Consider the following 26,545-nt stretch of genomic DNA (forward strand, 5'->3'; position numbering starts at 1 on the left):
GACCACGGGCTCCGGGAGCGGCAGGTTCGGACCGCACCCGCCCGGGTGCGCCCCAGCCCACCACCGGGAGGTTCCCGTGAACGCACCGACCGCCCGCCCCGCAGAACCCGGCGGCCCCGGCGGCCCCGGCGAACCACCGGGGCCGCACGGCGCGCCTGAGGACCGCGGGTCCGGGGTGGCGCGCTTCTCGCTGCGCCACCGCGGCCTCGTGGTCGCGGCCTGGCTGCTGCTGCTCCTGGCCGGTCTCGCAGCGGTCGCCGGCGGCACCACCACCAGCGACGAGGAGGGCGTCGGCGACTCGCAGCGCGCCGCGAACGCCCTGGAGGCGGCCGGGTTCTCCGAGCCGCTGACCGAGACGGTCGTGGTGTCCCTCGCCGGGGGCGGTGCGCCGCTGCCCGCGGGCACCGAGGGCGTCGCGGCGCAGGCGGTCGCCGCCGCGCACCGCGGCGACGGCCTGGTGCGCGAGGTGGGCGAGCCGGCCCGCTCGGCGGACGGGCGGGTCGTGGCGGTCCCGCTGGTGCTGTCGGTGGACCCGGAGACGGGGTTCGACGACGCGGTCGAGCGGGTGCCCGCCGTGCTGGAGCACACCGGTGCCGTGCAGGAGGTGCTGCGCGAGCGGCTGGGCCGCTCCGACGTGGTGGTGGGGCAGGCCGGTTCCGCCTCGATCAGCGAGGAGGTCGGTGGCCGCCTGGAGCGGGACCTGCGCCGCGCGGAGCTGGTGAGCCTGCCGATCACGCTGCTGGTCCTGCTGCTGGCGTTCGGCTCGGTGGTCTCGGCCGTCGTGCCGCTGCTGCTGGGCGTCGTCGCGGTGGTCGTGGCGCTGGGTGCCAGCGCCCTGGTCTCGCGCGTGCACCCCGTGGCGGACGAGGCGACCAGCCTGACGGTGCTCATCGGCCTGGCGGTCGGCGTGGACTACGCCCTGTTCGTGCTGCACCGGGCGCGCGCGGCCCGGCGGGCGGGGCTGCCGGTGCGCGCGGCCGTGCTGCTGGCGACCCGCACCGCCGGTCACGCCGTGGTCGTCTCCGGCGCCACGGTGGTCGTCTCGATGCTGGGGATGCTGGTCGCGGGTGGGCTGTACACGTCGCTGGCGCTGGGGGCGGCGTTCGTGGTGGCGGTGGCGGTGCTGGCCTCGGCGACGCTGCTGCCGGTGCTGCTGGACGTGCTGGGCGAGCGGGTGGACGCGCTGCGCCTGCCGTGGCGCCGGGACGCGCACCGCGGCGCGCGGCGGGCGGAGCGCGTCTCCCCGGTGGGCCGGGCGGCGGCCGCCGCCTCGGGCCGGCCGGTGCTGTCGCTGGTGCTGGGGGTGGGGCTGCTGGTGGCGCTGACCCTGCCCCTGGCGGGGTTGCGCACGGGTCTGCCCGGCGACGACGCGCTGCCCCGGGAGCTGCCGACGGTGCAGGCCCTGCACCGGCTGACGGACGCGTTCCCCGCGCAGGGAGCGACGGCGCAGGTCGTCGTGACCGCACCGGCCTCCTCCGCGGGGGCGGCCCGCACCGCGCTGGCGGACCTGGCGGGCGAGGGCGGGGGCGCGGCGCCGGTGAGGTCCTCCGCCGACGGGCGCACCCACGTGGTGACGGTGCCGCTGGACAGCGGTGCGGACTCCGGGCCGGAGGCCGACCGGGCGGTCGCGGCGCTGCGGGAGCGGGTCGGCCCGGCGGTGGCCGATCGGGTGCCGGGCGCGGAGGTGTCCGTCGGCGGCGGTGTGGCGACGGGCAGCGACCTGGCCCGCTGGATGGTGGACCGGCTGCCGTGGGTGGTGGGTTTCGTGCTGGTGCTGACGTTCGCGGTGGTGGCGGTGGCGTTCCGCTCGCCGCTGCTGGCGCTGGTGACGGTGCTGCTGAACACGCTGAGCTGCGCAGCGGCCCTGGGCGTGGTGGCCGGGGTGTTCCAGGGCACGTGGGCGCAGGACCTGCTGGAGTTCACGTCCACGGGCACGGTCGTGGCGTACCTGCCGGTGCTGATGTTCGTGGTGCTGTTCGGGCTGTCGATGGACTACCACGTGCTGGTGGTCTCCAGCGTGCGCGAGGAGTTCGCCGCCGGTTCCGCTCCCGCGCGGGCGGTCCGGGTGGGGGTGGCGCGCAGCGCGGGGGTGGTGACGAGCGCGGCCGCGGTCATGGTGGCGGTGTTCGCGCTGTTCGGGACGCTGTCGGACCCGGGCCTGAAGCAGCTGGGGGTGGGGCTGGCGGTGGCGGTGCTGCTGGACGCCACCGTGGTGCGCGCCCTGGTGCTGCCGGCGGCGCTGCGGGCGATGGGGCGGCGGGCCGGGGGGCGACCGGTGCGGCAGGTGGTGCCGGCGCAGGGCGGCGCGGCCGGGCACGTGCGCGGTGAGGCGGTCGACGCCTGAACCGCCCCTCCCCCGTCGGTGGGCGTGGACCTCCTCGACGTCCTCGACCGTCTGCCGGTGCTGCGGGGAGAACCACCTGCTCCAGCCACCGGCTCACCGCCCCACGGTCCGGACCACCGCGCCGGGAGGCGCGGTGGTCGTCCACCGGCGGCTCACCGCCCGGGCGACGCCTCCGGCTCCACCTCACCCGCCGGAGCCGCCAGGTTGTCGCCGACGCTCACCCAGTCCTCGTCCTGCGCGGCGTCGGCCAGGTCGAACCCCTCGGGGACGAGGAGCCCCGTGGCCGACACGCCGGGCGCGCCCGTGCTCACCCGGAGCCCGGTCTGCGTGAACTCCTCGACGGTTGCGCAGGACGAGCCCACGACCTGGGCGCGGCTCAGGAACTGCACGAGGCAGATCTCGTTCCCGTCGAGGCCCACCCAGTGCTCAGCCGTCCGGGTGCTGCCCAGGTACCTGGTCGAGTCGGCGTCCACGACCTCGATGCTCGTCCCGTCCTCCAGGGTCGGCAGCCGGTCCTGCTCGGCCTGCGGCCGGGACAGCACGGGGACCACCTCCTCGAAGGAGGGGGCACCGCACGCGCCCACCACGAGGACCGCGGTGGCGGTCACCAGCCCCCGGAGCCGTCGAGCCACGCGCTCGTCCCCCTCGGTCGGATCGAGCCGCCGACGCTACCCGGCCACCACGGGCGACACGCGCCGACCAGCGGAACCGGCGCCACCGGGCGTCCCGCTACTGCCCCGTCACGTGCAGCTGGCGCGCGGCCTCGGCCAGCGAGCCCGTCAGCGAGGGGTACACGGTGAACGCGTGCGCGACGTCGTCGACGTTCAGCCGCTTCTCCACCGCCAGCGTCAGCGGGAAGATGAGCTCGCTGGCCCGCGGGGCGACGACGACGCCGCCGATGACGGTGCCGGAGCCGCTGCGGCAGAACAGCTTCACGAAGCCGTCGTGGATGCCGAGCATCTTGGCGCGCGCGTTGGTGGACAGCGGCAGCTTGACGATCTCGCCCTGCGCCTCGCCGGAGTCGATCTGCTTCTGCGTCCAGCCGACGGTGGCGATCTCCGGGCTGGTGAACACCGTGGAGGAGACCGTGCGCAACCGCAGCGGGGAGACCGTGTCCCCCAGGGCGTGCCACATGGCGATGCGCCCCTGCATGGCGGCCACCGAGGCCAGCGGGAACACGCCGGTGCAGTCGCCGGCGGCGTACACGCCGCGCGCGGAGGTGCGCGAGACCTTGTCGACGTCGACGTGCCCGGACTCCGACGTCCACACCCCGGCCTCCTCCAGGCCGATGCCGGCGGTGTTGGGGATCGCGCCGACCGCCACGAGGCAGTGCGAGCCCTCCAGGGTGCGCCCGTCGGAGAGCGTGACCGTGACCGTGTCGCCGTGCCGCTCGACCTTCTCCGCGCGCGAGCGGGAGACGACGTCCATGCCGCGTCGGCGGAACACCTCCTCGAGCACCTCGGCGGCGTCGGCGTCCTCGCCGGGCAGCACGCGGTCGCGGCTGGAGACGAGGGTGACGTGCGCGCCGAGGGCGTCGTAGGCGCTGGCGAACTCGGCGCCGGTGACGCCGGAGCCGACGACGACGAGGTGCTCGGGCAGCTCCTCGATGTCGTAGACCTGCTTCCAGGTGAGGATGCGCTCGCCGTCGGGCTGGGCGTCCGGCAGCGTGCGCGGGCTGGAGCCGGTGCTGACGAGCACGATGTCGGCCTCGACGCGCTCGCCCGCGTCGGGGCCGTCGGCGACGACCAGGGCGTGCGGGCCGTCCAGGCGCCCGTCGCCGGAGAGGATGCGCACGCCCTCCTTCTCCAGGCGGGCGCGCACGTCCGCCGACTGCGACAGGGCCAGCGACTTCACGCGCTGGTGCACGCGGGCGAGGTCCACGCTGACGGCCCCGGCGGGCTCGGTGTCGCCGGTCGGACCGCCGGGGAAGCGCACGCCGAGCTCGCTGGCGCCGCCCACGGTCGCCATCGTCTCGGCGGTGGCGATGAGGGTCTTGGAGGGCACGACGTCGGTCAGGACGGTGGAACCGCCGAGGCCCTGGCGCTCGACGACGGTGACGTCGGCGCCGAGCTGCGCGGCCACCAGGGCCGCTTCGTAGCCGCCGGGGCCACCGCCGAGGACGGCGACGCGCTGGCGCTGGGCGATGGGGGACGCGCTGGTGGGGCTCACGGGACCATGGTCGCCCACGCCCCCGACATCGGTCACGTCAGCCGCACGCCGCGCGAGGGCGGGGGCGCGCGGCGCCCTACAGTCTTCCCTCGTGCCCGCCCACGTGCCCGCCTACGCCGCGTACGCCAGCAACCTCGACCCGGAGACGATGGCCCGCAAGGCGCCGCACTCGCCGCTGCGCTCGACGGGCTGGCTGCTGGACTGGCGGCTGACGTTCGGCGGGGAGGAGCGCAGCTGGCAGGGTCCGGTCGCCACGGTCGTGGAGGCCCCGGGCGACCAGGTGTACGTGGCGCTGTACGACATCGCCGAGGCCGACGCCGAGCGCCTGGACGAGCTGGAGGGCGCCGCGCTGGGCCTGTTCCGCAAGGTCCGGGTGCGGGTGAAGACGCTGGACGGCGACGTCGTGGCGTGGACGTACGTGCTGGACGACTACGAGGGCGGGCAGCCCACGGCCCGCTACCTCGGCGGGCTGGCCGACGCGGCCGAGGCCGGCGGCGCACCGCACGACTACGTGCTGGCGCTGCGGGCGCGGCCCTGCCGCTCGAACGACGCCTGACCCCCCTCCCCCGCCGGGCCGAGCGCCCGGCTCGACGGGCCGAGGACGCCGTCCCCCCCTAGCGTGGGCCCGGCCATGGCCCTGCTGCTGATCGCCCACGTCGCCGGTGCCCTGCTCGCCGTGCCCGTCGTGCGGCGCTGGGGCACCCGCGGTGTCCTGCTGACCGCGCTGCTGCCGCTGGCGGCGGTGGTGTGGCTGGCGGCGGTGTGGGCGGCCGACGGGGTCTCCGCCGTGCGCACCGCGGACCTGGCGTGGGTGCCGGGCCTGGACCTGGCGGTGGCGCTGCGGCTGGACGCCCTGTCGGGGCTGCTGGTGCTGGTGGTCGCCGCCGTCGGCGCCCTGGTGCTCGCGTACTCGGCCGGCTACTTCGCCGACGAGGAGGAGGCCGGCGCCCGGGTGCGCACGGTGCCGGCGCTGGTCGGTTTCGCCGGCGCGATGCTCGGGCTGGTCCTGGCCGACGACCTGGTGCTGCTGTACGTGTGCTGGGAGGTCACCACCGTCCTGAGCTGGTGGCTCGTCGGCTCCGGCGGGCGCAGCGGCGAGGCGCGGCGCGCGGCCGTGCACGCGCTGCTGGTGACCACCGCGGGCGGCCTGGCGCTGCTGGTGGGCGTGGTGCTGCTGGCCGTCGAGACGGGCACCACCCGCATCTCCGAGCTGGTGGCGCAGCCGCCGGAGCCGAGCGCGGCGGTGGCGGTGGCGGCCGTGCTGCTGCTCGTGGGCGCGATCACGAAGTCGGCGCTGCTGCCGGTGACCGCGTGGCTGCCGGGGGCGATGGTGGCCCCCACCCCGGTCAGCGCGTACCTGCACGCCGCCGCGATGGTGAAGGCCGGCGTCTACCTCGTGGCGCGGTTCACCCCCGTGTTCGAGCAGGTGCCGCTGTGGCGCACCGCGGCGATCGCGGTGGGGGCGACGACGATGGTCGTGGGCGCGTGGCGGGCGCTGCGCCAGCACGACCTGAAGCTGCTGCTGGCGCACGGCACCGTCAGCGAGCTGGGGTTCATGGTGGTGCTGCTGGCCGCCGGCGGCCGCACGGCCGCCCTGGCGGGGGCGGCGCTGCTGCTGGCGCACGCGATGTTCAAGTCGGCGCTGTTCATGGTGGCCGGTGCCATCGACCACTCCGCGGGCACCCGCGACGTGCGGGAGCTGTCCGGGCTGCACCGCACCGCCCGCCCGCTGCTGTGGATCTCGGTGGCGGCGGCCGCGTCGATGGCGGGGGTGCCGCCGACGCTGGGGTTCATCGCCCACGAGGCCGGCTTCGAGGCGTTCGCGGCGCACGCGGGCACCGCCGACCACGTGGTGCTGGTGGTGCTGGTGGCCGGCTCGGTCCTCACCGCCGCCTACAGCGCCCGGTTCGTGCTGGGGGCCTTCGGCGACCGCGACGGCGCGGAACCGACGCCGTGGCACCGGCCCGGCGCGGCGCTGGTGCTGCCGGCGGCCGCCGGGGCGCTGGGCAGCCTGGTGCTGGGCCTGTTCCACGCACCGGTGGACGCGCTGGTCTCGGCGGTGGTGGCGGACCGCCCCACCGAGGGCGGCGAGCCGTACCACCTGGCGCTGTGGCACGGCCTGACGCCGGCCCTGGCGGCCTCGGCCGTGGCCCTGGGCGGTGCCGCGCTGCTCGTGGCCGCGCGCGGCCCGGTGCTGCGCGTCCAGCAGCGCCTGGCGGTGCCGGCGCTGCGGGCGCTGCCCGCCGGGCGGGTGCAGGACGGCGCGCTGCGCGCGCTGGACGCGGTGGCGGTGCGCACCACCCGCACGCACCAGCGCGGGTCGCTGCCGCAGTACGTGCTGGTCGTGGCGGCGGTGCTGGTCGCCGGGCCGGGCACGGGGCTGGTGCTGGCCGTGGCGGCGGGCGCCTGGCCCACGACGTGGCGGGCGTGGGACGCGCCGGCGCAGCCGCTGCTGGCGGCGCTGTGCCTGGCCGCGGCGCTCGCCGCGGCGGCGCTGCGCAACCGCCGCTCGGCGTTCCTCGTCGTCGGCGTGTCCGGGTACGCGCTGGCCGGGCTGTTCGTGGTGGCGGGGGCGCCGGACCTGGCCCTGACGCAGGCGCTGGTGGAGACGGTGACGCTGGCGGTCGCGCTGCTGGTGCTGCGCCGGCTGCCGGCGCGCTTCGAGCCGGTGCCGGGGCGGCGGGGCCCCTCGCGCGCGCTGCGGGTGCTCGTGGCCGCGGGCGCGGGGACGGTGGCGGCGCTGCTGTCGGCGGTGGCGCTGGCCTCGCGCAGCGCCGAGTCGATCGCGGACCTGGTCTCGCGGCTGGCCGTGGAGCGCGGCGGCGGGGAGAACGTCGTCAACGTCATCCTCGTCGACGTGCGCGCCTGGGACACCTACGGCGAGATCACGGTGCTGACGGCGGCGGCGACGGGCGTGGCGAGCCTGGTGTTCCTCAGCGGCCGCGCCGGCCGGGCGCCGGGGCTGGCCGAGGCCGCCGGCGAGGACGAGGCGCGCCTGGCGTCCAGCTGGCGCCGGGAGGAGGACCTGCACCCGGGGCCGGACAGCGCACCGCAGCGGCCGTGGCTGACGGCTGCGGGCACGCTGCCGCAGGGGCGGCGCTCGGCGGTGCTGGAGGCGGCCGTCCGGCTGGTGTTCGGCGTGGTGATGGTCCTGTCGGTGCACCTGCTGCTGGTGGGGCACGACCAGCCGGGCGGTGGTTTCGCCGGTGGCCTGGTGGCCGGGATCGCCCTGTACCTGCGCTACGCGGCCGGCGGCCGCTACGAGCTGGGCGAGGCCGCCCGGGTGGACGCGGGGGTCCTGCTGGGGCTGGGGCTGCTGATCGCGGGGGTCACCGCGGTCGTCCCGCTGCTGCTGGGCGGGCAGGTGCTCGAGAGCGCGTCGGTGGACCTGCACCTGCCGGTGCTGGGGGACGTGCACCTGGTCTCGTCGCTGGCCTTCGACGTCGGTGTCTACCTCGTCGTGGTGGCCACGGTGCTGGACGTGCTGCGCAGCCTGGGCGCCGGCGTGGACGCCCGGCGCGAACGCGACCTCGAGCACGAGGCGGAGGAGGTGTCGTGAGCCCGACCGTGGTGCTGACCGCCGCGGTGGCCGGACTGGTCGCCGTGGGGGTGTACCTGCTGACCTCCCGGCACCTGAGCCGGGTCGTGCTGGGGGTGGTGGTGATGAGCAACGGGGTGAACCTGCTGCTGATCGCGGCCGCCGGCCCGGCCGGGCCGGCGGCGATCGTGGGGCCGGGCGGGGCGGTCGACGAGGAGGACCTCGCGTCGGCGGCGGACCCGCTGCCGCAGGCGTTCGTGCTCACCGCCATCGTCATCACGTTCGCGGTGACGGCGTTCGGGCTGGCCCTGTCGTACCGGCTGGGCCGCCTGGAGGACGACGACGTGGTGCACGACGCGGGCCCGCACCGGCGCACCCGCGGCGAGGCGGCCGGCGCCGCCGCGCCCGAGGACGGCGGGGCGACGGCGCGCGGCGCCCAGCGCGAGCGGGGCGGGTCGCGGTGAGTGTCCTCGTGCCGCTGCCCGTGCTGCTGTGCCTGCTCGGGTGCGCGGTCACGCTGGTGCTGGGGCAGCGCCCCCGCGCGCAGCGGGCGGTGAGCCTGACGGTGCTGACGGGCGTCGTGGCAGCGTCCGCGGTGCTCCTGGCGCTGGCGGTGACCGAGGGCCCGCAGCACGTGACGGTGGGCGGCTGGCCCGCGGGGGTGGGCATCGGCCTGGTCGCCGACCGCCTCTCGGCGCTGGTGCTGCTGACGTCCTCGCTGGTGACGCTGGCGGTGATGGTGTTCTCCGTCGGGCAGGGCCGCACCGGCGACACCGGCTCCAGCCCGGTGTCGATCTACCACCCCACCTACCTGGCCCTGACCGCCGGCGTGTGCATCGCGTTCCTGGCGGCGGACCTGTTCAACCTGTACGTGGGTTTCGAGGTGCTGCTGACCTCCAGCTACGTGCTGCTCACCCTGGGCGGGACGGGGGCCCGCATCCGCGCGGGCGCCACCTACGTCGTGGTCTCGCTGGCGTCGTCGCTGGTGTTCCTCACCGGGGTGGGCCTGGTGTACGCGGCCACCGGCACGGTGGCGATGGCGGACCTGGCGGGGCGGATCGGGGCGCTGCCGCCGGCGGTGGCGACGGCGCTGCAGCTGGTGCTGCTGGTGGCGTTCGGCATCAAGGCGGCCGCGTTCCCGCTGTCGGGGTGGCTGCCGGACAGCTACCCGGCGGCGGCCGCGCCGGTGGCGGCGGTGTTCGCGGGTCTGCTGACGAAGGTGGGCGTGTACGCGATCGTGCGCGTGCACGACCTGCTGTTCGACCCGCAGACCCTGCGGCTGCTGCTGATGGCGGTGGCGCTGGCGACGCTCGTGGTGGGCATCCTGGGGGCGATCGCCCAGCACGACCTGCGCCGCATGGTGTCCTTCACGCTCGTCAGCCACATCGGCTACATGCTCTTCGGCATCGCGCTGGGCGGTGCGGCCGGTGTCGCGGCCGCGGTGTTCTACGCCGTGCACCACATCCTCGTGCAGACGGCGCTGTTCCTCGTGGTGGGGCTGGTGGAGCACCGCACGGGCACGACGTCGCTGCGGCGCCTCGGCGGGCTGGCGGCGCTGACCCCGGGCACGGCGGTGCTGTTCCTGCTGCCGGCGCTGAACCTGGCCGGGATCCCGCCGTTCTCCGGCTTCCTGGGCAAGCTGGCGCTGCTGCGCGCCGGGATCGCCGACGGCCGCTGGGACGCGTGGGTGCTGGTGGTCGCCGCCGTGGTGACGAGCCTGCTGACCCTGTACGCGATCGCCCGCGCCTGGTCGGCGGTGTTCTGGTCCGGGCGGCTGGGGTTCGCCGACGGGCCGGACGAGCCCCGCGAACCCGTGCACGGGCCCACCGACGGGGAACCCCCGCGGCGCACCATGGTGGCGGCGACCACCGGGGTCGTGGTGGCCGTGACCGCCCTGTCGCTGGCCGGCGGGCCGCTGCTGTCGATCGCCGAGGGCGCCGCGCGCGACACCCTCGACGCCCAGCGGTACCTGCGCGTGGTGGGCGGCGTGGACGATGCGGGGGCCGAGCCGTGAGGTGGTCTCGCGTCGCGGTGGGCGCGGTGATGCTGCTGGTGTGGGTGGCGCTGTGGGGGCGGGTGACCGCGCTGAACGTCCTCGGCGGCGCGCTGCTCGTGGTGGTGCTGGCGGTGGTGTTCCCGCTGCCGGCGGTGCGCGCCAGCCGGCGGCCGTCACCGGTGGGGGTGGCGCTGCTCGTCGGCCACGTCGCGCTGGACCTGGTGCGCTCCAGCGTCCAGATCGCGTGGCTGTCGGTGCGGCCGGGACCGCCCCCCAGGGGGGCGATCGTCGCGGTGCCGCTGCGCGACGGCTCGGACGCGGTGCTGGTGACGACGGCGCAGCTGCTGACCCTGGTGCCGGGGACGCTGACGGTGGACGTGGACGTGCCGGCGGCCACCCTGTACGTGCACGTGCCGGTCACCGGCTCGACCGAGGGGTTGCCGCAGCGCGTGCGCGAGGACGTCCTGCGGCTGGAGGCGCGGGTGCGGCGGGCGCTGCCCGCCACCGACGCCGGGGAGCGGCGCGCAGCGCCGGAGGGGGGGACGCGGTGACGCCGCTGTTCGTCTGGGTCGCGCTGGCGCTGCTGTCGGTGGCGGCCGTGCTCGTCCTGGTCCGGCTGGTGCGCGGGCCGACCACGCTGGACCGGGCCGCGGCCGTGGACGTGTTCGTGGCGGTGGTGCTGTGCGGGGTGGCGGTCGCCGCCGCCGCGCAGGGCTCGATCGTGCTCGTGCCGGTGCTGCTGGTGCTGTCGCTGCTGGGGTTCGCCGGGTCGGTGGCGGTGGCCCGCTTCGTGGGGCGGGACGACCGGTGAGCGCCGTCCTGGACGTGGTCTCGGGGGTGCTGGTGGTGCTCGGCGCCCTGCTGGCCGTGACCGCCGGGGTGGGGCTGGTGCGCTTCGGCGACCTGTGGCTGCGGATGCACGCCGGCACGAAGCCGCAGGTGGCGGGTCTGCTGCTGGTGCTGGCCGGTTGCGCGCTGCGGTTCACGCACCACCCCGGGACGATCGCCGCCCTGGTGCTGGTGGGGCTCTTCCAGGTGGTCACCGCGCCGGTGTCCGCGCACGTGCTGGCGCGCGCCGGTCACCGCTCCGGGGCGGTGCCGCGCGACGGGCTCGTGCACGACGACCTGGCGCGGGCCGTCGACGGTGACGCGGACGGCGACGCGGACGGTGCGCGGACGGGTGGGACGGGCCACCCGGACGGGCCCGCGGGCGACGCGCCCGGGCGGTGACGGGGCGCGGTGACGACCTAGGCTGGAGCGCGTGACGAAAGCCGCTCCCCCCGCTCGCCACTCCACCGGCCACGCCGACGACCCGTTCGACCTCGCCGCCCGCGCCGCCGAGCGCGTGGCGGAGCTGACGGGCGTCGCGCACCACGACGTGGCGCTGTGCCTGGGCTCGGGCTGGGCGGCCGCGGCGGACCACCTCGGCGAGGTCGTCGCGGAGGTGCCCGGCACCGAGGTGCCCGGGTTCACCCCGCCGGCCGTGGTCGGCCACGCCGGCACGATCCGCTCGATCCGCGTGGAGCGCGAGGACGACGGGCCGCTGCACGCGCTGGTGCTGCCGCGCACCCACTTCTACGAGGGCCGCGGCGTGCGGGCGGTCGCGCACGGGGTGCGCACCGCCGCAGCGGCGGGCTGCCGCACGGTGGTGCTGACGAACGGGTGCGGCGGGCTGGACCCGGCGATCGCCCCCGGCTCGCCGGTGCTCATCGCCGACCACCTGAACCTCACCGGCGCCACCCCGCTGGAGGGCGCCACGTTCGTCGACATGACGGACCTGTACTCCTCGCGGCTGCGCGACCTGGCCCGCACCGTGGACCCGGACCTGCCCGAGGGCGTGTACGCGCAGTTCCACGGACCCCAGTACGAGACGCCCGCCGAGGTCCGCATGGCGGGGGTGCTGGGGGCGACGCTGGTGGGCATGTCCACCGCGCTGGAGGCGGTCGCGGCCCGGCACGCCGGCCTGGAGGTGCTGGGGTTCTCGCTGGTGACGAACCTCGCCGCGGGCGTGCAGGAGCACCCGCTCTCGCACGAGGAGGTCCTCGAGGCCGGCCGTGCGGCGGCTCCGCGCTGCGCCGCGCTGCTGGCGGGGGTCGTGCCGCTGCTGTGAGGTGCGCGTCGCCGGCCCGCGGATCCCGTCAGGAGCGGGTGACGCGGCCGGTGGCGCGGTCCCAGGTGAGGGTGCCGCCCTGGAACTCCTGGCGCACACCACCCCCCACGGCGTACTCACCGGTGCGGGGGTACCCCAGGGAACCCCTCTCCCAGCCCTGCGCGGCGTAGGTGGCGCCGAACGCCCCGTGGACCTCGTGCGCACCCAGCTTCGGCGTCCAGTAGACGAGTCCGCGGGCGAACCGCTGCACGCGGCCGCCGTCGCGGACCGCGAACTCCTCCTCCGTCGGGTACCCCACCGGGGAGTTCTCCCACCCGAGGCCGGACCAGGTGCCGCGGATCGCGCCGCGCACGACCTGCGCCCCGGTGGCCGGCGTCCAGTACACCGAACCGCCGTCGAAGTGGGTGTAGCGGCCGATCCCGTCGGGAGTGGTGAGTTCCGAGGTGGTGGGCAGGCCCAGGACGCTGCCGGGGCCACCGGCCGCCTGGTAGCGCGCCAGGATGGAACCCTGCAGGCGGTGGGTGACGCCGCGGTTGGTGAAGGTCCCGGTGGCCGGGGCGGAGGCGGTGCTGGGCCGGGTCCCCTTGACGGTGTTCACCACGTAGTAGACCTCGGTCTGCGCGTTCGGGACGCGCGCCGGGCCGACGGCGATCCCGACGCCCATGCCCGTGAAGTCGCCGAGCATGACGGCGTGGTGCGGTGCGGAGCCGATCCAGCCGCGCACGGCCCAGTTCCCGTCGTTGCGGGTCTGGTAGCTGAGGTGGATGATCTCGCCCTTGCCCGCGTACCCGTTCAGCTGCGCGGCGAAGTCGGGGTTGTGCCGGTAGGAGCCGCTGGCCGCCTGCGCCTCGGCCCAGCGCTGGGAGACGGCGGAGACGTCGCCGAGCTCCCTGAGGGGGCCCAGGCCGTGCGCGGCGCGCTCGGCGTTGATGCCGTCGACGACCTGGCGCTTCTGCGTGGCGAGGTCCGTGTCGGGCGCGGCGAGCGCCGAGCTCAGGGTGACGGCGGCGGGTGCGGCGGCGGGGACGGCGGTGGGCGCGGCGCCGGCCGTGCCCGCGGCGGTCCCCACCAGCGCACCGGCGGCCAGCAGGCAGCTCAGCAGCCGGCGCACCGGTGCCCGTCCTGCTGCGCGTCGCGTCCTCACGTCCCTGCACCTCCGGTTCGGCGACGGGCCCCGGTGGTTCGCGGGGCGTTCCGAGGAGGGGATCGGGTGCCGGACGGGGGGCCTTGAGCGCTGCGGCGCCGCGAGGGCGGGCGGGGCGCGGCGCGGTTCACCCGTCCGGGGGAGCTGCGCACGGGGTGCAGCGCGGGTCGGGGTGCACCGGCCCGGGGTGCGGGCGCCGTCGAGGCGCCGGGCCGTGAGTACCGTGGGCGGCCGGTGCACGGGTGCGCACCGGCGGCCGCGGGAGGAACGGGTGGAGCTGACCGTCCAGCAGCTGCGGTGCTTCCTGGCCGTGGCCGAGGAGCTGCACTTCACGCGGGCGGCGCAGCGCCTGCACGTCGCTCCCCCGTCGCTGAGCCAGCAGGTGGCGGCCCTGGAGAAGCGCCTGCAGGTGCAGCTGTTCCACCGCACGTCCCGGCGGGTGGAGCTGACCGCCGCGGGGGCGGAGCTGCTGCCGCTGGCGCGCCGTGCCGTGGGGTCGGTGCAGGAGGTGCAGGAGTGGGCGCGGCGGCGGCGCGAGGCCGGGGAGCGCGTCGTGGTCGGTCTCGTCGCCGGCGGCCCGCTGTGCTCGGCGGTGCTGTCGGCGGCGGCGCGGGCGATGCCCGGGGTGGGCTGGGAGCTGCGCCGGCTGGGTTTCGCGGACTCCCTGCGGGCGCTGCGCTCGGAGCGGGTGGACGCCGCGCTGGTGCCGGCGGTGACCCTGCCGGCCGCCGCGGACCTGCGGGCGGTGCCGCTGTGGCGCGAGGGCCGGGTGCTCGTCGTCCCCACCGGCCACCGGCTGGCCGGCCGCAGCGAGGTCGGCATCGACGAGACCACGGGTGAGCGGTTCGTCGGGGTCGCCGACGACGACGCCACCCTGGACGAGTGGTTCGTCAGCCCCCGCCCGGACGGGCGCCGCCCCCGGGTGGAGCCGGCGGCCGGCACGCTGGAGGAGGTGCTGGACCTGTGCGCCGCCGGCATGGCGGTGAACATCGCGGGGGCCACCGTCGCGCGCGGCTACGCGCGCCCGGACCTGCGGTTCGTGCCGGTGCGCGACGTGCCGGACGTCACCGTGGCGCTGGTGCAGCGGGCCGGGGACCCCGGCCGTGCGCTCGCGGCGCTGGAGCGGGTCGCGCTGCGGGTGGCCCGCGGGCAGGCCACCCGGTTCGGCGCCGCTCCCCCGCTCTGATCCCCCGCCCGAGCGGCCCCGGTCGTGCGTGCACCGGCGCCGTGGACCGCGCACCGTGAGGTTCCTCCTCACGGTCGTTGCGATCCGCGTCCTGGTGCTCCGGCCCGCGGTCGCCGAGGATGCCGCGGTGAGCGACGAGGCCCCGACCCGCACGACCCTGGAGTTCGCCGAGCGGGACGGCGGCCCGCTGCTGGCCGACCTGGTGCTCCCGCCGGGCGCTGCCGGGCCCGCCCCCGTCGTGGTCTGGCTGCACGGCGGCGGCTGGTTCACCGGCGACCGCCACCTCGCCCCGGACCTGGCGCGCTTCTTCGCCGCCCGCGGCCTGGCGATGGCGAGCATCGAGTACCGCCTCAGCGGCCGGGCGCTCTTCCCCGCGCAGCTGCACGACGTGCGCGCCGCCGTGCGGTTCCTGCGCCGCGAGGCCGGCGCGCTGGGCGTGGACGGCGACCGGATCGGGCTGTGGGGCTCGTCCGCCGGTGGTCACCTGGCCGCGCTGGCCGGCGTCACCGGCCACGTCGCGGTGCTGCCCGGTGAGGACGTCGGTGACGGCGAGCCGCACGCCGCCGTGCAGGCCGTCGCCGAGGGCTACGGGCCCGTCGATCTGGAGCGCGTGGTGGCCGACGCGCCCGCCTCGGCACCGGCGGCGATGAGCGGGGCGAACGCGCCCGAGGCCCGCCTGCTGGGCGGTCCGCCGGCCGAGCGGCGTGAGCTGGCGCGGGCGGCCTCGCCCCTGACGCACGTCAGCGCCGCCGCACCGCCGTTCCACGTCGCGCACGGCACCGCGGACGTCCTGGTGCGCCCCGACCAGAGCGTGGCGCTGCACGAGGCACTGGTCGCCGCCGGCGTGGAGAGCACCCTGCACCTGCTCGACGGGTACCGGCACGGGTTCCTCAACCCCGCCGGTGCCGTGGAGGTGCCCGGGCCGCGGGTCTTCGACGACGGGCGGCTGGAGCGGGAGGGGCGCGCCCCCTCCACCGTCCGGGAGTTCCTGCCGGGGCGGGGCGAGCGCAGCGGCCCGGCCACGTTCTCGTTCGACGAGGTGGGCGACTTCCTCGCCCGCCACCTGATGGGAGAGGAGACCGCGTGAGCGTCGACCTGGAGACCGTGCACGGGCTGGCACCGGTGCGCAACGCGCTGCCGGGCGAGCCCGTGCCGTACTACGTCGCCCACGGCGAGGGGCACCGCTACGAGCTGGACGGGCAGCTGTGGACGGTGTTCGCCCGGGCCGCCGACACGGGCGGGTTGTTCGACGCCGCGTGGGTCGACGGCCCCCGCGGCGCGTTCACCGCCCACCACGTCCACCGCGACCAGCAGCGTTCCTTCGTCCTGGTCCGCGGCAGCGCGCAGGTCTGGCTGGGCGGCGCCAGCCGGGTGCTGGTGCCCGGCGACTCGTTCAACGTCCCCGCGGGGACGCCGCTGGCCTGGCGGTTCCTGGCCCACGGCACGCGGCTGCTGACGTGGGCCGCGCCCGGCGGGGCGCTCGCCCTCGTCGAGGCGCTGGGCACGCCCGTGGACGTGCACGCCCACCGCGACCGCCCGTCGGGACCGCCGTCGCCGGAGCGGCGCCGGGAGGCCGGCGAGCCGCTGGGGGTGACGTTCCCGTCCCTCGCGGAGGTGCAGGCGAGCCAGGAGTGGGACGCCGACCTGCCCGGCGGTGTCGAGCCGTACTTCCTGCGCGGCGGGGAGGGCGACCGGCTGCGCACCCCGGACGCCCTGTACACGTACCTCTCGCGCGGCCGGAACACCGACCACCGGTACTTCGCCATCCACACGGTCGGCGCACCGGGCCGCTACTTCGGCCGGCACTTCCACCGCGAGCACACCGAGAACTTCCTGTGCCTGTCCGGGCGGGTGTGGTTGTGGGTCAACGGCACGGAGGTGCTGCTCACCCCCGGCGACTTCGTGCACGCCCCCGCCGGGACGATCCACACGTTCGCGTTCGACGCGCACCGCACGGAGATGCTGGGGATCCTCACCCCGGACGTGTTCGAGCCCTTCTTCAGCGTCCTGGGCTCGCCGACGCAGGACCGCTCCTACCCGGAGCCGGGGACGATGAGCAGCGAGAGCACCGACCTCGTCGGCCCCCCGCCGGTGGCGGTGCTGCAGAAGCTGCAGGACGAGCTGGACCTGGTGCTGGTGGGCCCGCCCCCGGAGCGCACCGCCGGCCTGGGCATCTGACGCGACGGGCAGCGCGACGACGGCCCCCGTCCCCGCACCACGGGGACGGGGGCCGTCGCGCGCGCGGCTCCAGCGCGCCGCGTGTCAGCGGGCCGCGGCCCGCCGGTACTGCCGGGTCGCCAGCGGCACGAACACCGCGAGGATCACCACGATCCACAGCAGCGTGTACAGCTCGGAGTTCTGCAGCGACCAGGTGCCCAGCTCGGTGCCCGGGGGCACGTTGCCGAAGCGCTCCCGCGCCGCCTGGACCAAGGTGGAGACGGGGTTCCACTGCGCGATGGTCTGCAGCGGCCCGGGGAAGGACTCCAGCGGGACGAAGGCGTTCGTGATGAACGTCAGCGGGAAGATCGTCAGGAACGTCAGGTTGTTGAACGCCTCCGGGGTGCGGATGAGCAGGCCGAGCAGCCCCATCACCCACGAGACCGCGTAGGCGAACAGCAGCAGCAGGGCGAAACCGACGACCGCGTCGAGGAACGAGGTGCGGATCCGCCAGCCGATCACCAGACCGGTCAGAGACATGATGACCGTGACGATGACGTTGAGGACGACGTCGGACGCGGTGCGGCCCACGAGCACCGACGACTGCGTCATCGGCAGCGAGCGGAACCGCTCGATGATGCCCTTCTGCATGTCGTCCGCGATGCCCGCACCGGTGACGGTGGCGCCGAAGATGACCGTCTGCGCGAAGATGCCCGGGACCAGGAACTCCCGGTAGTTCTCCACCTGGATGGCACCGCCGAAGACGTACCCGAACAGCAGGATGAACATGATGGGCGAGATGAGGGTGCCGACCAGCAGGTCGGGGATCCTCGTGATCTTCAGCAGGTTCCGCTTGGCGATCACCGAGCTGTCGGCGAGCACCGTCCCGACCGCGCTCACGGCCGCACCCCCTCCTGCGCCGGCCGCGCCGGCTCGTCGTCGCCGGCGACCTCGGCCGTCGGCTTGCCCGTCAGCGTGAGGAAGACGTCGTCCATGGTGGGGCGGCGCAGGCCCGCGTCCAGCGGCACGATGCCCACCTCCCCGAGGCGCTGCAGCACCTGCACGAGCACCTGCGTGCCCGAGGTCACCGGTGCGGTGACGCGCCGGGCGCGGCGCTCCACCTGCAGCTCGCCGACGGCCACCTCGTGCAGCACCGCGACCGCGGCGTCGACGTCGCCGTCGGCGGCCACGACGACCTCCACGCGCTGCCCGCCGACCTGGGTCTTGAGGTCGTCGGCGGTGCCGCGGGCGATGACGCGGCCGTGGTCGATGACGACGATGTCGTCGGCGAGGCGCTCGGCCTCCTCCAGGTACTGCGTGGTCAGCAGCAGCGTGGTGCCGCCGCCGACCATCCGCGTCAGCAGCTCCCACATGTCGTTGCGGCTGCGCGGGTCCAGCCCCGTGGTCGGCTCGTCCAGGACCAGCACCGGCGGCTCGGCCACCAGGGCGCCCGCGAGGTCCAGGCGGCGGCGCATCCCGCCGGAGTACGTCTTGGCGACCCGCTTGGCCGCGTCCGTGAGGTCGAACTGCTCCAGCAGTTCCCACGCGCGCTCGCGCGAGCGCTTGCGTCCCAGGTGGTACAGCCGCCCCACCATGTCGAGGTTCTCGAACCCGGTGAGGTTCTCGTCCACCGCCGCGTACTGGCCGGACAGGCCGATGCGCCGGCGCACCTCGCGCGGGTCGGCCACGACGTCGACGCCCGCCACGCTCGCGGTCCCCTCGTCGGGGACCAGCAGCGTCGTGAGCATCCGCACCGTCGTCGTCTTGCCCGCGCCGTTCGGGCCCAGCAGGGCCAGGACGGTGCCGGCCGGCACCGCCAGATCGACGCCCGCCACCGCGGTGACGTCGCCGTACCTCTTCACCAGTCCCCGTGCTTCGACCGCCGGGGACACCGCCCGCGCGGCCGCCGTGCTCGCCGTTGCCATGACCGGAACCCTAGGGAAGACCTCCGACACCACGCCGCTCCTTTGTCGTCCACCAGCCGTCGAGGGGGTGACCGGTGCGGGGCGCCGGACTCATCGCCGCCCCGAGCACCGGTGCCCGGGGAGTTCGGGTGCCCGGGGCGACGGTTCCGCGGGGCCACGGTCCCGCCGGATCGCCGTGCTGCCGGGCCGCGGTCCCGACGAGCCGGAGGTGACGGACGGGGCTAGCGTCGGGGCATGACGAGCCCGGCCGCCCGCGCGTTCGACGCCCTCTGCGACGCCTACCAGCGCCGCGTCTCCCCCCGGAAGGGGTTCTCCTGCGCGCACCGCGTCGCCCACGGCGGTGACTCCTGCTCCGGGGCCGTGCGGGAGATCGTGCGCCGGCGCGGCGTGCTCGGCGGGGTGCTGCCGAGCGCGACGCGCTTCCTGGCCTGCTACCGGGCGGCGTCGCTGCTCATGGCGAGCGACGTGCGCGGGGTGTGCTGCTGCGGGCCGATCCCCATCCCGTTCCGCTTCTGAGCGCAGCGCGGCCGGGGAGGGAACCCCCTGTCGCGCGCGGCGCAGCAGGCGTACGCTGCCCCGCGGTGTGCCGGGAAGCCTGGTCGGCGGTCAGATCCACGACGACCGGAAGGGTTCCCCACCGTGAGCGGACCAGCGCTGCGCACCGTCGGCCTCACCAAGCGCTACGGCCGGACGACGGCCCTGGACGACCTGTCCCTGGACGTCCCCGCGGGTGAGGTGTTCGGGTTCCTCGGGCCGAACGGCGCCGGGAAGTCGACCACCATCCGCCTCCTGCTCGGTTTCGCCCGGCCCACCGCCGGCCGGGCCGAGGTGTTCGGCGTCGACACCGCCGACGTGGTCCGCGCGCACCGCCTCCTCGCGCACGTGCCCGCCGACGTGGCGCTGTGGCCGAAGCTGACCGGGGCCGAGGTGCTGCACCTGCTGGCCGCCACCGGCCCGGGCACGGACACCGCGCTGCGCGACGAGCTCGTGGAGCGGTTCGCCCTGGACCCCTCGAAGCCCGCCCGCACCTACTCCAGCGGGAACCGGCAGAAGGTCGCGCTGGTGGCCGCCTTCGCCAGCCGGGCACCGCTGCTGGTGCTGGACGAGCCGACCAGCGGGCTGGACCCGCTGGTGGAGCGCGAGTTCCGCCGCGCCGTCGTCGAGGCGCGCGAGCAGGGGCGCACGGTGTTCCTGTGCTCGCACCAGCTCGCCGAGGTGGAGGCGGTGTGCGACCGCGTCGGGATCCTGCGCGCCGGACGGCTCGTGCAGGTCGCCGGCGTGCCGGAGCTGCGGCACCTGCACCGCAGCGAGGTGACCGTCACGTTCACCGGTGCGGCGCCGCACCTGTCCGGGCTCCCGGGCGTGGAGGGGGTGGAGGACGCCGGTGGGGGGCGGCTGCGGTTCTCGCTCACCGGCTCGCCCGCACCCGTGCTGCGGGAGCTGGCGGCCGCGCGGGTCACCGCGCTCAGCGTGCGAGAACCCCGCCTGGAGGAGGTCTTCCTGGACCACTACGGGGAAGGAGCGGTGCGGTGAGCACGCGCACCTCCCCCGCACCCGCGCAGGCCCCGGCCCTCCCCGGCAGCGCCGGCCGGGCCGTGGGGCGCCTGGCGCTGCGCCAGGTGCGGCGCAGCGGCCTGGCGACCCTGCTCGTCGCCGTCGCCCTGACGGCGACCGTCGCGGCGAGCTTCGACGCCCTGGCCGCCGACCCCGCGACCCTCGCCGCCCTGCGGGGCATCGCGCGCAACCCGGCCGTGCGCACCCTGTTCGGCGAACCGGTCGCGCTGGAGAGCGCCGGGGGTTTCACCGTGTGGCGCTCGGGCACCCCCGTCGCCGTCCTCCTGGGCGTGTGGGCCGCGCTGGCGACCGCTCGCACCACCCGCGGGGAGGAGGAGACGGGACGCTGGAACCTGCTGCTGGCCGGCCCCGTGCGCCTGCGCGCGGTCGTGGGCCGGCACCTGCTCGCGGTCGCGGTGGTGGTGCTCGCCACGGGCGCGGCCCTGGCCGCCGCGCTCGTCCTCACCGGCACCCCGGCGGCCGGTGCCGCCGTCCACGGCGCCGGGGTCGCCGCCCTCGGGCTGTTCGCCACCACCGTCGCCGCACTGGCCGCGCAGGTCCTCGCGACCCGCTCGGCCGCCGCCGGGGCGGCCGTCGCGGTCCTCGGCGCGGGCCTGCTGACCCGGGCCGTCGCCGACGGGGTGCCCGGCTGGGAGGCGTTGCGCTGGGCCTCGCCGTTCGGGTTGCTGGAGCTCAGCCGGCCGTACGCGCAGGACCGGGTGCTGCCCGTCCTGCTCCTGCTCGCGGCGGCGGCTGCGCTCGCCGCGGCGGCGCTGGCCCTGGCCGGCCGGCGGGACGTGGGTGAGGGGCTGCTCGCGCGCTCCGCGCACCGGCGCGCCCGCACGGGGCTGCTCGGCTCGGTGGAGGGTTTCGCGGTGCACCGCTGCCTGCGGCCGCTGGTGGGGTGGTCCGCGGGGGTCGGTGCCTACTACCTGCTCATCGGCACCACGGCGAGCGCCGTCACGGAGTTCCTGGCGCAGGACGCGGCCGTGCGCGACCTGGCCGGGCAGGCGGGTTTCTCCGCCCTGGACAGCGTGCGCGGTTTCACCGCGACCGTGTTCTCGCTCCTGCCGGTGCCGGTCGGCGTGTTCGCCGCGGTGCGGATCGCGGCGCTCGTGGCGGCCGAACCCGACCGTCGGCTGGCGCTGCTCGCCGCCGGCCCGGTGGGGCGCGTGCGCCTGCTGGGCGCCGAGGTGGCCGTGACGGCCGCCGGGGTCCTCGCCCTGCTGACCGTCGCGGGGTTCGCCACGTGGGCGGGGGTCACCACCACCGGGGGCGGCCTGACGCTGCCGGAGGCGCTGCGCGGCACGTGGAGCACGGCGCCGGTGGCGCTGCTGTGCCTGGGTGCGGCGGTGCTCGCCGCCGGGTGGCTGCCGGCGGCGACCGCGCCGATCGGGTCGCTGCCGGCCGCGGGGGGTTTCCTGCTGCTGGTGCTGGCCGACAGCACCGGCGCCCCGGCGTGGGTCCGCGAGGTCTCGCCGTTCGCGCACCTGGCGCCCGTGCCGCTGGAACCCGCCGACGCGGCCGCGGCGGCGGTGATGACGGTCGTGGCGGTGCTGCTCGTCCTCGTCGGCGTCGTCGGGTACCGGCGCCGGGACCTGCTGTGCTGACGCGCCCGTCTCAGCCCCCGTGGGGCTCGCCCACCCCGCCCTCACCGGTGTCCGCGGGCCCGGCGGTGTCGACGCCCTCGGTGTTGCGCAGCACGCCCATCATCGCCATCTCCTCGTCCGCCACCGGCCCGGCGGCCACGCAGGCGCGCAGGTCCGCCAGCAGCGCCGCCTCGTCGATGCCGGCGCCGATGAGCACCAGTTCCGTGCGGCGCGCCGAACCCCGCGGCCACGGCGTGCGCTCGAACCGCACGGCCGCACCGACGGTGTGCAGCACGAACCGCTGCTGGTGCGAGGGGGCGGCGAACCGGGTGAAGCCCTTGACGCGGAACACGCCGGAGGGGCGCTCCTCCAGGAACCGCACGAACGCGCGGGGGTCGAGGGGTTCGTCGCTGGTGAACTCCACCGCCTCGTAGGCGGAGTGCAGGTGCCCGCCGTGGTCGTCCACCGCCTCTCCCAGGGACAGCTGGCGCTGCACGGCGGGGCGCTCGTCGAACAGCAGGCGGGCGTCGACGCGCCCGTGCTCGGCGGGCACCACCGGCGCCCACGGGTTCAGCTCCCGGCAGCGGGCGGCGACCGCGCCCAGGGCCTCGGCGTCCACGAGGTCGGTCTTGGTCAGCAGCACCACGTCCGCCATGGCGACGTGGTCGTCCAGGACCGGGTGGCGCAGCCGGGTCGTCTCGAACTCCACGGCGTCCACGACCACCACCAGGCCGCCGTACTCGATGCCCTCCACGCCGCTGAGCAGCACCCGGCGCACCATCGCGGCGGGCTCGGCGACGCCGCTGGCCTCGATGACGATCGCGTCGAGCACCTCGCCGCCGCGCGGCGACGCCAGCCGGGTCAGCAGCTCCTCCACGCTGCCGTCCTGCGTGCTGCAGCACAGGCAGCCGTTCTCCAGCGAGACGGTGTCGTCGGCGAGCCCGGCCACCAGCAGCGCGTCCACGCCGATGGCGCCGAAGTCGTTGACGACGACGCCGAGGCGCACCTCGGCGGCCGAGCGCAGCAGCTGGTTCAGGACGGTGGTCTTGCCGGCTCCGAGGAAGCCGGCGAGGACGACGACGGGGATGCGCTGCACGCGCCCCATCCTCCCCCGGGGCACGGCGGGTGTCAGGTGGCGGGCAGGTCGACGTCCCCGGCGAGCACCAGGTCGGCGCGGGAGGCGGTGGCGTCCACCAGGTCCGCGTTCGGCGCGTCGACCGACGCCACCCACGCCCGCGCGGCGTCCGGCTCCTTGCCGAACTCCTCGTGCCGGCGCACCAGGCGGGCGGTGCGCTGCTCGGCGTCGCCGGCGACGAACCACACCTCGTCGAACAGCTCCCGCACGCCCGCCCACGGCCCCTGGGGCAGCAGCAGGTAGTTGCCCTCGCTGACGACGAGCCGGGTGCCGGGGTGCACGGGCACGCTGCCGGCGATCGGCTGCTCGACGTCGCGGTCGAACGCCGGGGCGTAGACGACCTCCCCCGGGCCCCGCTCGCGCAGCCGGCGCAGCAGCGCGGCGTAACCGGCGGCGTCGAAGGTGTCCGGCGCACCCTTGCGCGCGCGCCGCCCGAGGCGGTCCAGCTCGACGTCGGCCAGGTGGAAACCGTCCATCGGCACGTGCTGGGCGGCGGCCTCGTCCCCGGCGGCGGCGCGCACCGCGGCGACGAGGGCGCGCGCGAGCGTGGTCTTGCCCGCGCCGGGCGGCCCCGCCAGGCCCAGCAGCACCCGCTGCCCCGGCAGCGCCAGGGCCCGCGCGACAAGGTCCGCGAACGTGGGCGCCGCGCTCACGCGCCCGCCACGTCCCCCGCCACGTCCCCCGCCACGTCGATCAGCACCTTGCCGACGGTGCCGGCCTCCACGGCCGCGTGCGCGTCGGCGGTGCGTTCCAGCGGGAAGCGGGTCAGCGGCAGGCCGTGCTCCTCGCCGACCGGCAGCGCGCCGTCGCGCAGCGCCGCGGTGACGTCCTGGGCGGCGGCGTCGAGGTTGTGCTGCCCCATCGTGTACATGAGCACGAACTGGAAGCGGGTGTTGAGCACCATGTTGGGGCGCACGTCCAGCTCCACGGGCACGCCGCCGTCGTTGGCGTACACGGCGATGCTCGCGCCCGGGCGGACCACCGCCAGGTCCAGCTGCAGGTTCGCGCCCAGCGCCAGCTCCACGACCTGGTCGACGCCGTCCGGGGCGACGCGGCGGACCTGCTCGGCGGCGTCGGCGTCGCGGTAGTTCACGACGTGGTGCGCCCCGGCGGCGCGCGCCAGCTCCGCCTTGCGCGGGCCGCTGACGGTGGCGACCGCGGTGGCGCCGGCCCATCGGGCCAGCTGGATCGCGGCGTGGCCGACGGCTCCCGCGCCACCGGCGACGAGCACGGTGCGCCCGGTCAGGGCGCCGGGGGCCAGGCGGCGCGGGCCGTCCTCGGCGACGGTGAGGGCGCGGTGCGCGGTGACGGCCGGCACGCCCAGGGCGGCGCCGGCGTCGAAGCCGACGCCGTCGGGCAGCGGCAGGACCCGCTCGGCGGGCAGCACGGTGAACTCCTGCGCGGTGCCGGTGGGCCGGCCCTGCGCGGCCATGTAGACCCACACGCGGTCCCCCGGGGTCAGGCCGGTGACGCCCTCGCCGACGGCGTCGACGGTGCCGGAGCCGTCCTGGTTCGGCACCACCTCACCGTCCGGTGCGGCGGCGGTGGCGCCGCTGCGCGACTTCCAGTCGGTGGGGTTCACCCCGGAGACGGCCACCCGGACGCGCACCTCGCCGGGTCCGGGCTCGGGCACCTCCCGCTCCACCAGCCGCAGGACGTCGGTGCCACCGGACTCGCTGTAGACGATCGCCTTCACACCGGCGCCGAACCCGCCGCCGCCGAGGGTTGTTCCCGCACCCGTTCGCCCCGTCAGCGGCGGCGGGCCAGCCGCGCGCCGAGCGCGACGCCGGCCAGCGCCCAGACGGCGCCCGCGCCGACCCCGGCCAGCACGATCCAGAACGGCACGCGCAGCTCGTCCTCGCCCCGGGTGGCCGTGGCCGGCGGGGTGCTCACGTCGTCGCTCACGGCCTCAGCCTGGCGCGCCGGGCGCCCACCGCGCCAGCCCCCGGGCCGTAGGGTCGGCGTCGTGAGCACGAGCGAGCCGACCGCCCTGCCCGACGACCTGCGTGAGCGCGCCCTGGCCTGGGTCGCCGACGACCCCGACGAGGGCGACCGCGCGGAGCTGCGGGCGGTGCTGGCCGCGGCCGAGGGCGGGGACGCGGCCGCGGCAGCCGACCTGGCGGACCGGTTCTCCGGGGCGCTGGAGTTCGGCACGGCGGGGCTGCGCGGTGCGGTGGGTGCCGGTGAGCACCGGATGAACCGCGCCGTGGTGCAGCGCGCGGCGGCCGGGCTGGGCGCGTGGCTGGTGCAGCGCTTCGAGCGTCCCCGCGTCGTGATCGGCCTGGACGCGCGCAACCGCTCGCGGGAGTTCGCCGACGACTCCGCCGCGGTGCTGACCGCCGCCGGGTGCGAGGTGCTGCTGCTGCCGCGCCCGCTGCCCACGCCGGTGCTCGCGTTCGCGGTGCGGCACCTGGACGCCGACGCCGGCGTCATGGTGACCGCCAGCCACAACCCGCCGCAGGACAACGGCTACAAGGTCTACCTGGGCGGCCGCGCCGGCGGCGATGACGGTCGCGGGGTGCAGATCGTGCCGCCGGTGGACGGCGAGATCGCCGCGGCCATCGCGGCGGTCGGGCCGCTGGCGGACCTGCCCCGCGCCGCGAGCGGTTGGCGGGTCCTGGGCGAGGACGTGCTCGCGGACTACCTGGACGCGGTCCTGGCCGCCACGGAACTGCCGGAGCAGGTGGGGGCGGCGCGCGAGCTGCGGGTGGTCACCACCGCGATGCACGGCGTCGGCGGCGAGGTGCTCGCCGAGGCGCTGCGGCGCAGCGGGTTCACCGACGTCCACGCCGTGCCGCAGCAGGCGGACCCGGACCCGGCGTTCCCCACGGTGGCGTTCCCCAACCCGGAGGAGCCCGGTGCGCTGGACCTGGCGCTGGACCTGGCCGCCCGCGTGGAGGCCGACCTGGTGCTGGCCGTGGACCCCGACGCCGACCGCGCCTGCGTCGCCGTCCCCACCGGCGAGCGCGGCGACCGCTCCGCGTGGCGGGCGCTGTCCGGCGACGAGCTGGGCTGGGTGCTCGGCGAGCACCTCGCCGCCCCCGGCGCCGTCCTGGCCTGCTCCGTCGTCAGCTCCCAGGGCCTGGAGCGCATCGCCGCCGCCCACGGCGCCCGGTTCTCCCCCGCGCTGACGGGGTTCAAGTGGATCGCGCGGGTGCCGGGGATCTCCTTCGGCTACGAGGAGGCCATCGGGTACTGCGTCGCCCCGGCGGTGGTGCGCGACAAGGACGGGATCTCCGCCTCGCTGCTCACCGCGCGGCTGGCCCGGCGGCTGCTGGCGGACGGGCGCACCCCGCTGGACGTCCTGGACGACGTCGCGCGCCGCGACGGCGTGCACGTCACCGGCCCCGTCTCGATCCGGGTGGAGGACCTGTCCCTCATCGGCACGGCGATGGCGCGGCTGCGCGAGCAGCCGCCCACCGAGCTGGGCGGGGCTGCGGTGACGAGCGTGGAGGACCTGCGCGACGGGGTGGACGGCCTGCCGCCCACCGACGGGCTGCGCTGGCGCACCGCCGAGGGCGCGCGCGTCGTCGTGCGGCCCTCGGGCACCGAGCCGAAGCTGAAGTGCTACTGCGAGGTCGTCGTGGAGGTGCCGGACGGCGCGGCCGGGGAGGAGCTCGCCGCCGCCCGGGCCCAGGCCACCGCGCGGCTGGAGGCGGTGCGCCGCGACGTGCGGGACGCCACCGGGATCGGCTGAC

The 26,545-nt window shown here is 76.7% G+C and carries 25 protein-coding genes; 16 read left to right on the forward strand and 9 right to left on the reverse strand.

Going from position 1 to position 26,545, the window contains the following annotated elements:
- The first annotated feature begins 76 nt into the window (after positions 1–76).
- On the forward strand, positions 77–2,344 hold the full coding sequence (locus V9U69_RS04465) for an MMPL family transporter (RefSeq protein WP_337060100.1): 2,268 nt from the start codon (positions 77–79) through the stop codon (positions 2,342–2,344).
- 152 nt (positions 2,345–2,496) lie between these two features.
- Here the strand turns inward: V9U69_RS04465 and V9U69_RS04470 are convergent, their stop codons facing one another.
- Positions 2,497–2,976 carry a hypothetical protein gene (locus V9U69_RS04470; RefSeq protein ID WP_337060101.1) on the reverse strand — a complete coding sequence of 160 codons (480 nt, stop codon included), beginning with the start codon at positions 2,974–2,976 and terminating at the stop codon, positions 2,497–2,499.
- A 97-nt stretch (positions 2,977–3,073) separates the two neighbouring features.
- Positions 3,074–4,513 (reverse strand): NAD(P)H-quinone dehydrogenase, encoded by a 1,440-nt coding sequence (locus tag V9U69_RS04475; RefSeq protein WP_337060102.1) that lies wholly within the window; start codon positions 4,511–4,513, stop codon positions 3,074–3,076.
- Between the two features lie 103 nt (positions 4,514–4,616).
- Here V9U69_RS04475 and V9U69_RS04480 point away from each other — a divergent pair, with 103 nt between their 5' ends.
- The 8 genes from V9U69_RS04480 to V9U69_RS04515 all read left to right on the forward strand — a co-directional run bounded on the left by V9U69_RS04480 (position 4,617) and on the right by V9U69_RS04515 (position 12,157).
- Positions 4,617–5,069 carry a gamma-glutamylcyclotransferase gene (locus V9U69_RS04480; RefSeq protein WP_442907589.1) on the forward strand — a complete coding sequence of 151 codons (453 nt, stop codon included), beginning with the start codon at positions 4,617–4,619 and terminating at the stop codon, positions 5,067–5,069.
- A 75-nt stretch (positions 5,070–5,144) separates the two neighbouring features.
- Positions 5,145–8,072, forward strand: coding sequence for a Na+/H+ antiporter subunit A (locus V9U69_RS04485; RefSeq protein WP_337060104.1), 2,928 nt, complete (start codon positions 5,145–5,147; stop codon positions 8,070–8,072).
- Positions 8,069–8,515, forward strand: coding sequence for a sodium:proton antiporter (locus V9U69_RS04490; protein ID WP_337060105.1), 447 nt, complete (start codon positions 8,069–8,071; stop codon positions 8,513–8,515). The genes V9U69_RS04485 and V9U69_RS04490 overlap by 4 nt, the downstream gene beginning before the upstream one ends.
- On the forward strand, positions 8,512–10,065 hold the full coding sequence (locus V9U69_RS04495; protein WP_337060106.1) for a Na+/H+ antiporter subunit D: 1,554 nt from the start codon (positions 8,512–8,514) through the stop codon (positions 10,063–10,065). The genes V9U69_RS04490 and V9U69_RS04495 overlap by 4 nt, the downstream gene beginning before the upstream one ends.
- A complete protein-coding gene (locus V9U69_RS04500) occupies positions 10,062–10,598 on the forward strand; it encodes a Na+/H+ antiporter subunit E (RefSeq protein WP_337060107.1) in 537 nt (178 codons plus the stop codon). Before V9U69_RS04495 ends, V9U69_RS04500 begins: the two co-directional genes overlap by 4 nt.
- The gene (locus V9U69_RS04505) at positions 10,595–10,858 is read left to right on the forward strand and encodes a monovalent cation/H+ antiporter complex subunit F (protein ID WP_337060108.1); all 264 of its coding nucleotides are present in this window, start codon (positions 10,595–10,597) and stop codon (positions 10,856–10,858) included. The genes V9U69_RS04500 and V9U69_RS04505 overlap by 4 nt, the downstream gene beginning before the upstream one ends.
- On the forward strand, positions 10,855–11,277 hold the full coding sequence (gene mnhG, locus V9U69_RS04510) for a monovalent cation/H(+) antiporter subunit G (protein WP_337060109.1): 423 nt from the start codon (positions 10,855–10,857) through the stop codon (positions 11,275–11,277). Before V9U69_RS04505 ends, mnhG begins: the two co-directional genes overlap by 4 nt.
- A gap of 22 nt (positions 11,278–11,299) precedes the next feature.
- Positions 11,300–12,157 (forward strand): purine-nucleoside phosphorylase, encoded by an 858-nt coding sequence (locus V9U69_RS04515; RefSeq protein ID WP_442907590.1) that lies wholly within the window; start codon positions 11,300–11,302, stop codon positions 12,155–12,157.
- Between the two features lie 28 nt (positions 12,158–12,185).
- On the opposite strand, the gene V9U69_RS04520 is transcribed toward V9U69_RS04515, so the two are convergent.
- Positions 12,186–13,301 (reverse strand): CAP domain-containing protein, encoded by a 1,116-nt coding sequence (locus tag V9U69_RS04520; RefSeq protein WP_337060111.1) that lies wholly within the window; start codon positions 13,299–13,301, stop codon positions 12,186–12,188.
- A gap of 271 nt (positions 13,302–13,572) precedes the next feature.
- On the opposite strand from V9U69_RS04520, the gene V9U69_RS04525 reads away from it, so the two are divergent.
- From V9U69_RS04525 to V9U69_RS04535, 3 genes are all read left to right on the forward strand, one after another.
- A complete protein-coding gene (locus V9U69_RS04525) occupies positions 13,573–14,487 on the forward strand; it encodes a LysR family transcriptional regulator (protein ID WP_337060112.1) in 915 nt (304 codons plus the stop codon).
- 127 nt (positions 14,488–14,614) lie between these two features.
- Complete coding sequence (locus V9U69_RS04530) at positions 14,615–15,574, forward strand: alpha/beta hydrolase (protein WP_337060113.1); 960 nt, start codon at positions 14,615–14,617, stop codon at positions 15,572–15,574.
- A complete protein-coding gene (locus tag V9U69_RS04535; protein WP_337060114.1) occupies positions 15,571–16,665 on the forward strand; it encodes a quercetin 2,3-dioxygenase in 1,095 nt (364 codons plus the stop codon). The genes V9U69_RS04530 and V9U69_RS04535 overlap by 4 nt, the downstream gene beginning before the upstream one ends.
- Positions 16,666–16,749: 84 nt before the next feature.
- Here V9U69_RS04535 and V9U69_RS04540 read toward each other — a convergent pair whose 3' ends face one another.
- Positions 16,750–17,544: an ABC transporter permease gene (locus V9U69_RS04540; RefSeq protein WP_337060115.1), complete on the reverse strand. Its 795-nt coding sequence runs from the start codon at positions 17,542–17,544 to the stop codon at positions 16,750–16,752.
- Positions 17,541–18,569 carry an ATP-binding cassette domain-containing protein gene (locus V9U69_RS04545; RefSeq protein ID WP_337060116.1) on the reverse strand — a complete coding sequence of 343 codons (1,029 nt, stop codon included), beginning with the start codon at positions 18,567–18,569 and terminating at the stop codon, positions 17,541–17,543. Before V9U69_RS04545 ends, V9U69_RS04540 begins: the two co-directional genes overlap by 4 nt.
- A 234-nt stretch (positions 18,570–18,803) precedes the next feature.
- Here V9U69_RS04545 and yidD point away from each other — a divergent pair, with 234 nt between their 5' ends.
- The 3 genes from yidD (at position 18,804) to V9U69_RS04560 (ending at position 21,733) form a co-directional block, all read left to right on the forward strand.
- Complete coding sequence (yidD, locus tag V9U69_RS04550; RefSeq protein ID WP_337060117.1) at positions 18,804–19,085, forward strand: membrane protein insertion efficiency factor YidD; 282 nt, start codon at positions 18,804–18,806, stop codon at positions 19,083–19,085.
- Between the two features lie 123 nt (positions 19,086–19,208).
- Complete coding sequence (locus V9U69_RS04555) at positions 19,209–20,102, forward strand: ABC transporter ATP-binding protein (RefSeq protein ID WP_337060118.1); 894 nt, start codon at positions 19,209–19,211, stop codon at positions 20,100–20,102.
- Positions 20,099–21,733, forward strand: coding sequence for a hypothetical protein (locus tag V9U69_RS04560; RefSeq protein WP_337060119.1), 1,635 nt, complete (start codon positions 20,099–20,101; stop codon positions 21,731–21,733). The genes V9U69_RS04555 and V9U69_RS04560 overlap by 4 nt, the downstream gene beginning before the upstream one ends.
- Positions 21,734–21,743: 10 nt before the next feature.
- Here the strand turns inward: V9U69_RS04560 and V9U69_RS04565 are convergent, their stop codons facing one another.
- The 4 genes from V9U69_RS04565 to V9U69_RS04580 are packed head-to-tail and all read right to left on the reverse strand — an operon-like array spanning position 21,744 to position 24,752.
- Positions 21,744–22,817, reverse strand: a complete 1,074-nt coding sequence (locus tag V9U69_RS04565; protein WP_442907583.1) for a CobW family GTP-binding protein — start codon at positions 22,815–22,817, stop codon at positions 21,744–21,746.
- Positions 22,818–22,840: 23 nt separating this feature from the next.
- Positions 22,841–23,500, reverse strand: a complete 660-nt coding sequence (locus V9U69_RS04570) for a nucleoside/nucleotide kinase family protein (RefSeq protein WP_337060121.1) — start codon at positions 23,498–23,500, stop codon at positions 22,841–22,843.
- Entirely contained in the window at positions 23,497–24,543 is a 1,047-nt protein-coding gene (locus tag V9U69_RS04575) for an NADPH:quinone reductase (protein ID WP_337060122.1), read from the reverse strand. Before V9U69_RS04575 ends, V9U69_RS04570 begins: the two co-directional genes overlap by 4 nt.
- Before the next feature lie 53 nt (positions 24,544–24,596).
- A complete protein-coding gene (locus V9U69_RS04580) occupies positions 24,597–24,752 on the reverse strand; it encodes a hypothetical protein (RefSeq protein WP_337060123.1) in 156 nt (51 codons plus the stop codon).
- A 61-nt stretch (positions 24,753–24,813) separates the two neighbouring features.
- Here V9U69_RS04580 and V9U69_RS04585 point away from each other — a divergent pair, with 61 nt between their 5' ends.
- Complete coding sequence (locus V9U69_RS04585; protein ID WP_337060124.1) at positions 24,814–26,544, forward strand: phospho-sugar mutase; 1,731 nt, start codon at positions 24,814–24,816, stop codon at positions 26,542–26,544.
- The last annotated feature ends 1 nt before the right edge of the window (position 26,545 follow it).

The sequence above is a fragment of the Kineococcus sp. G2 genome (genome assembly GCF_037154035.1).
Classification (GTDB): domain Bacteria; phylum Actinomycetota; class Actinomycetes; order Actinomycetales; family Kineococcaceae; genus Kineococcus.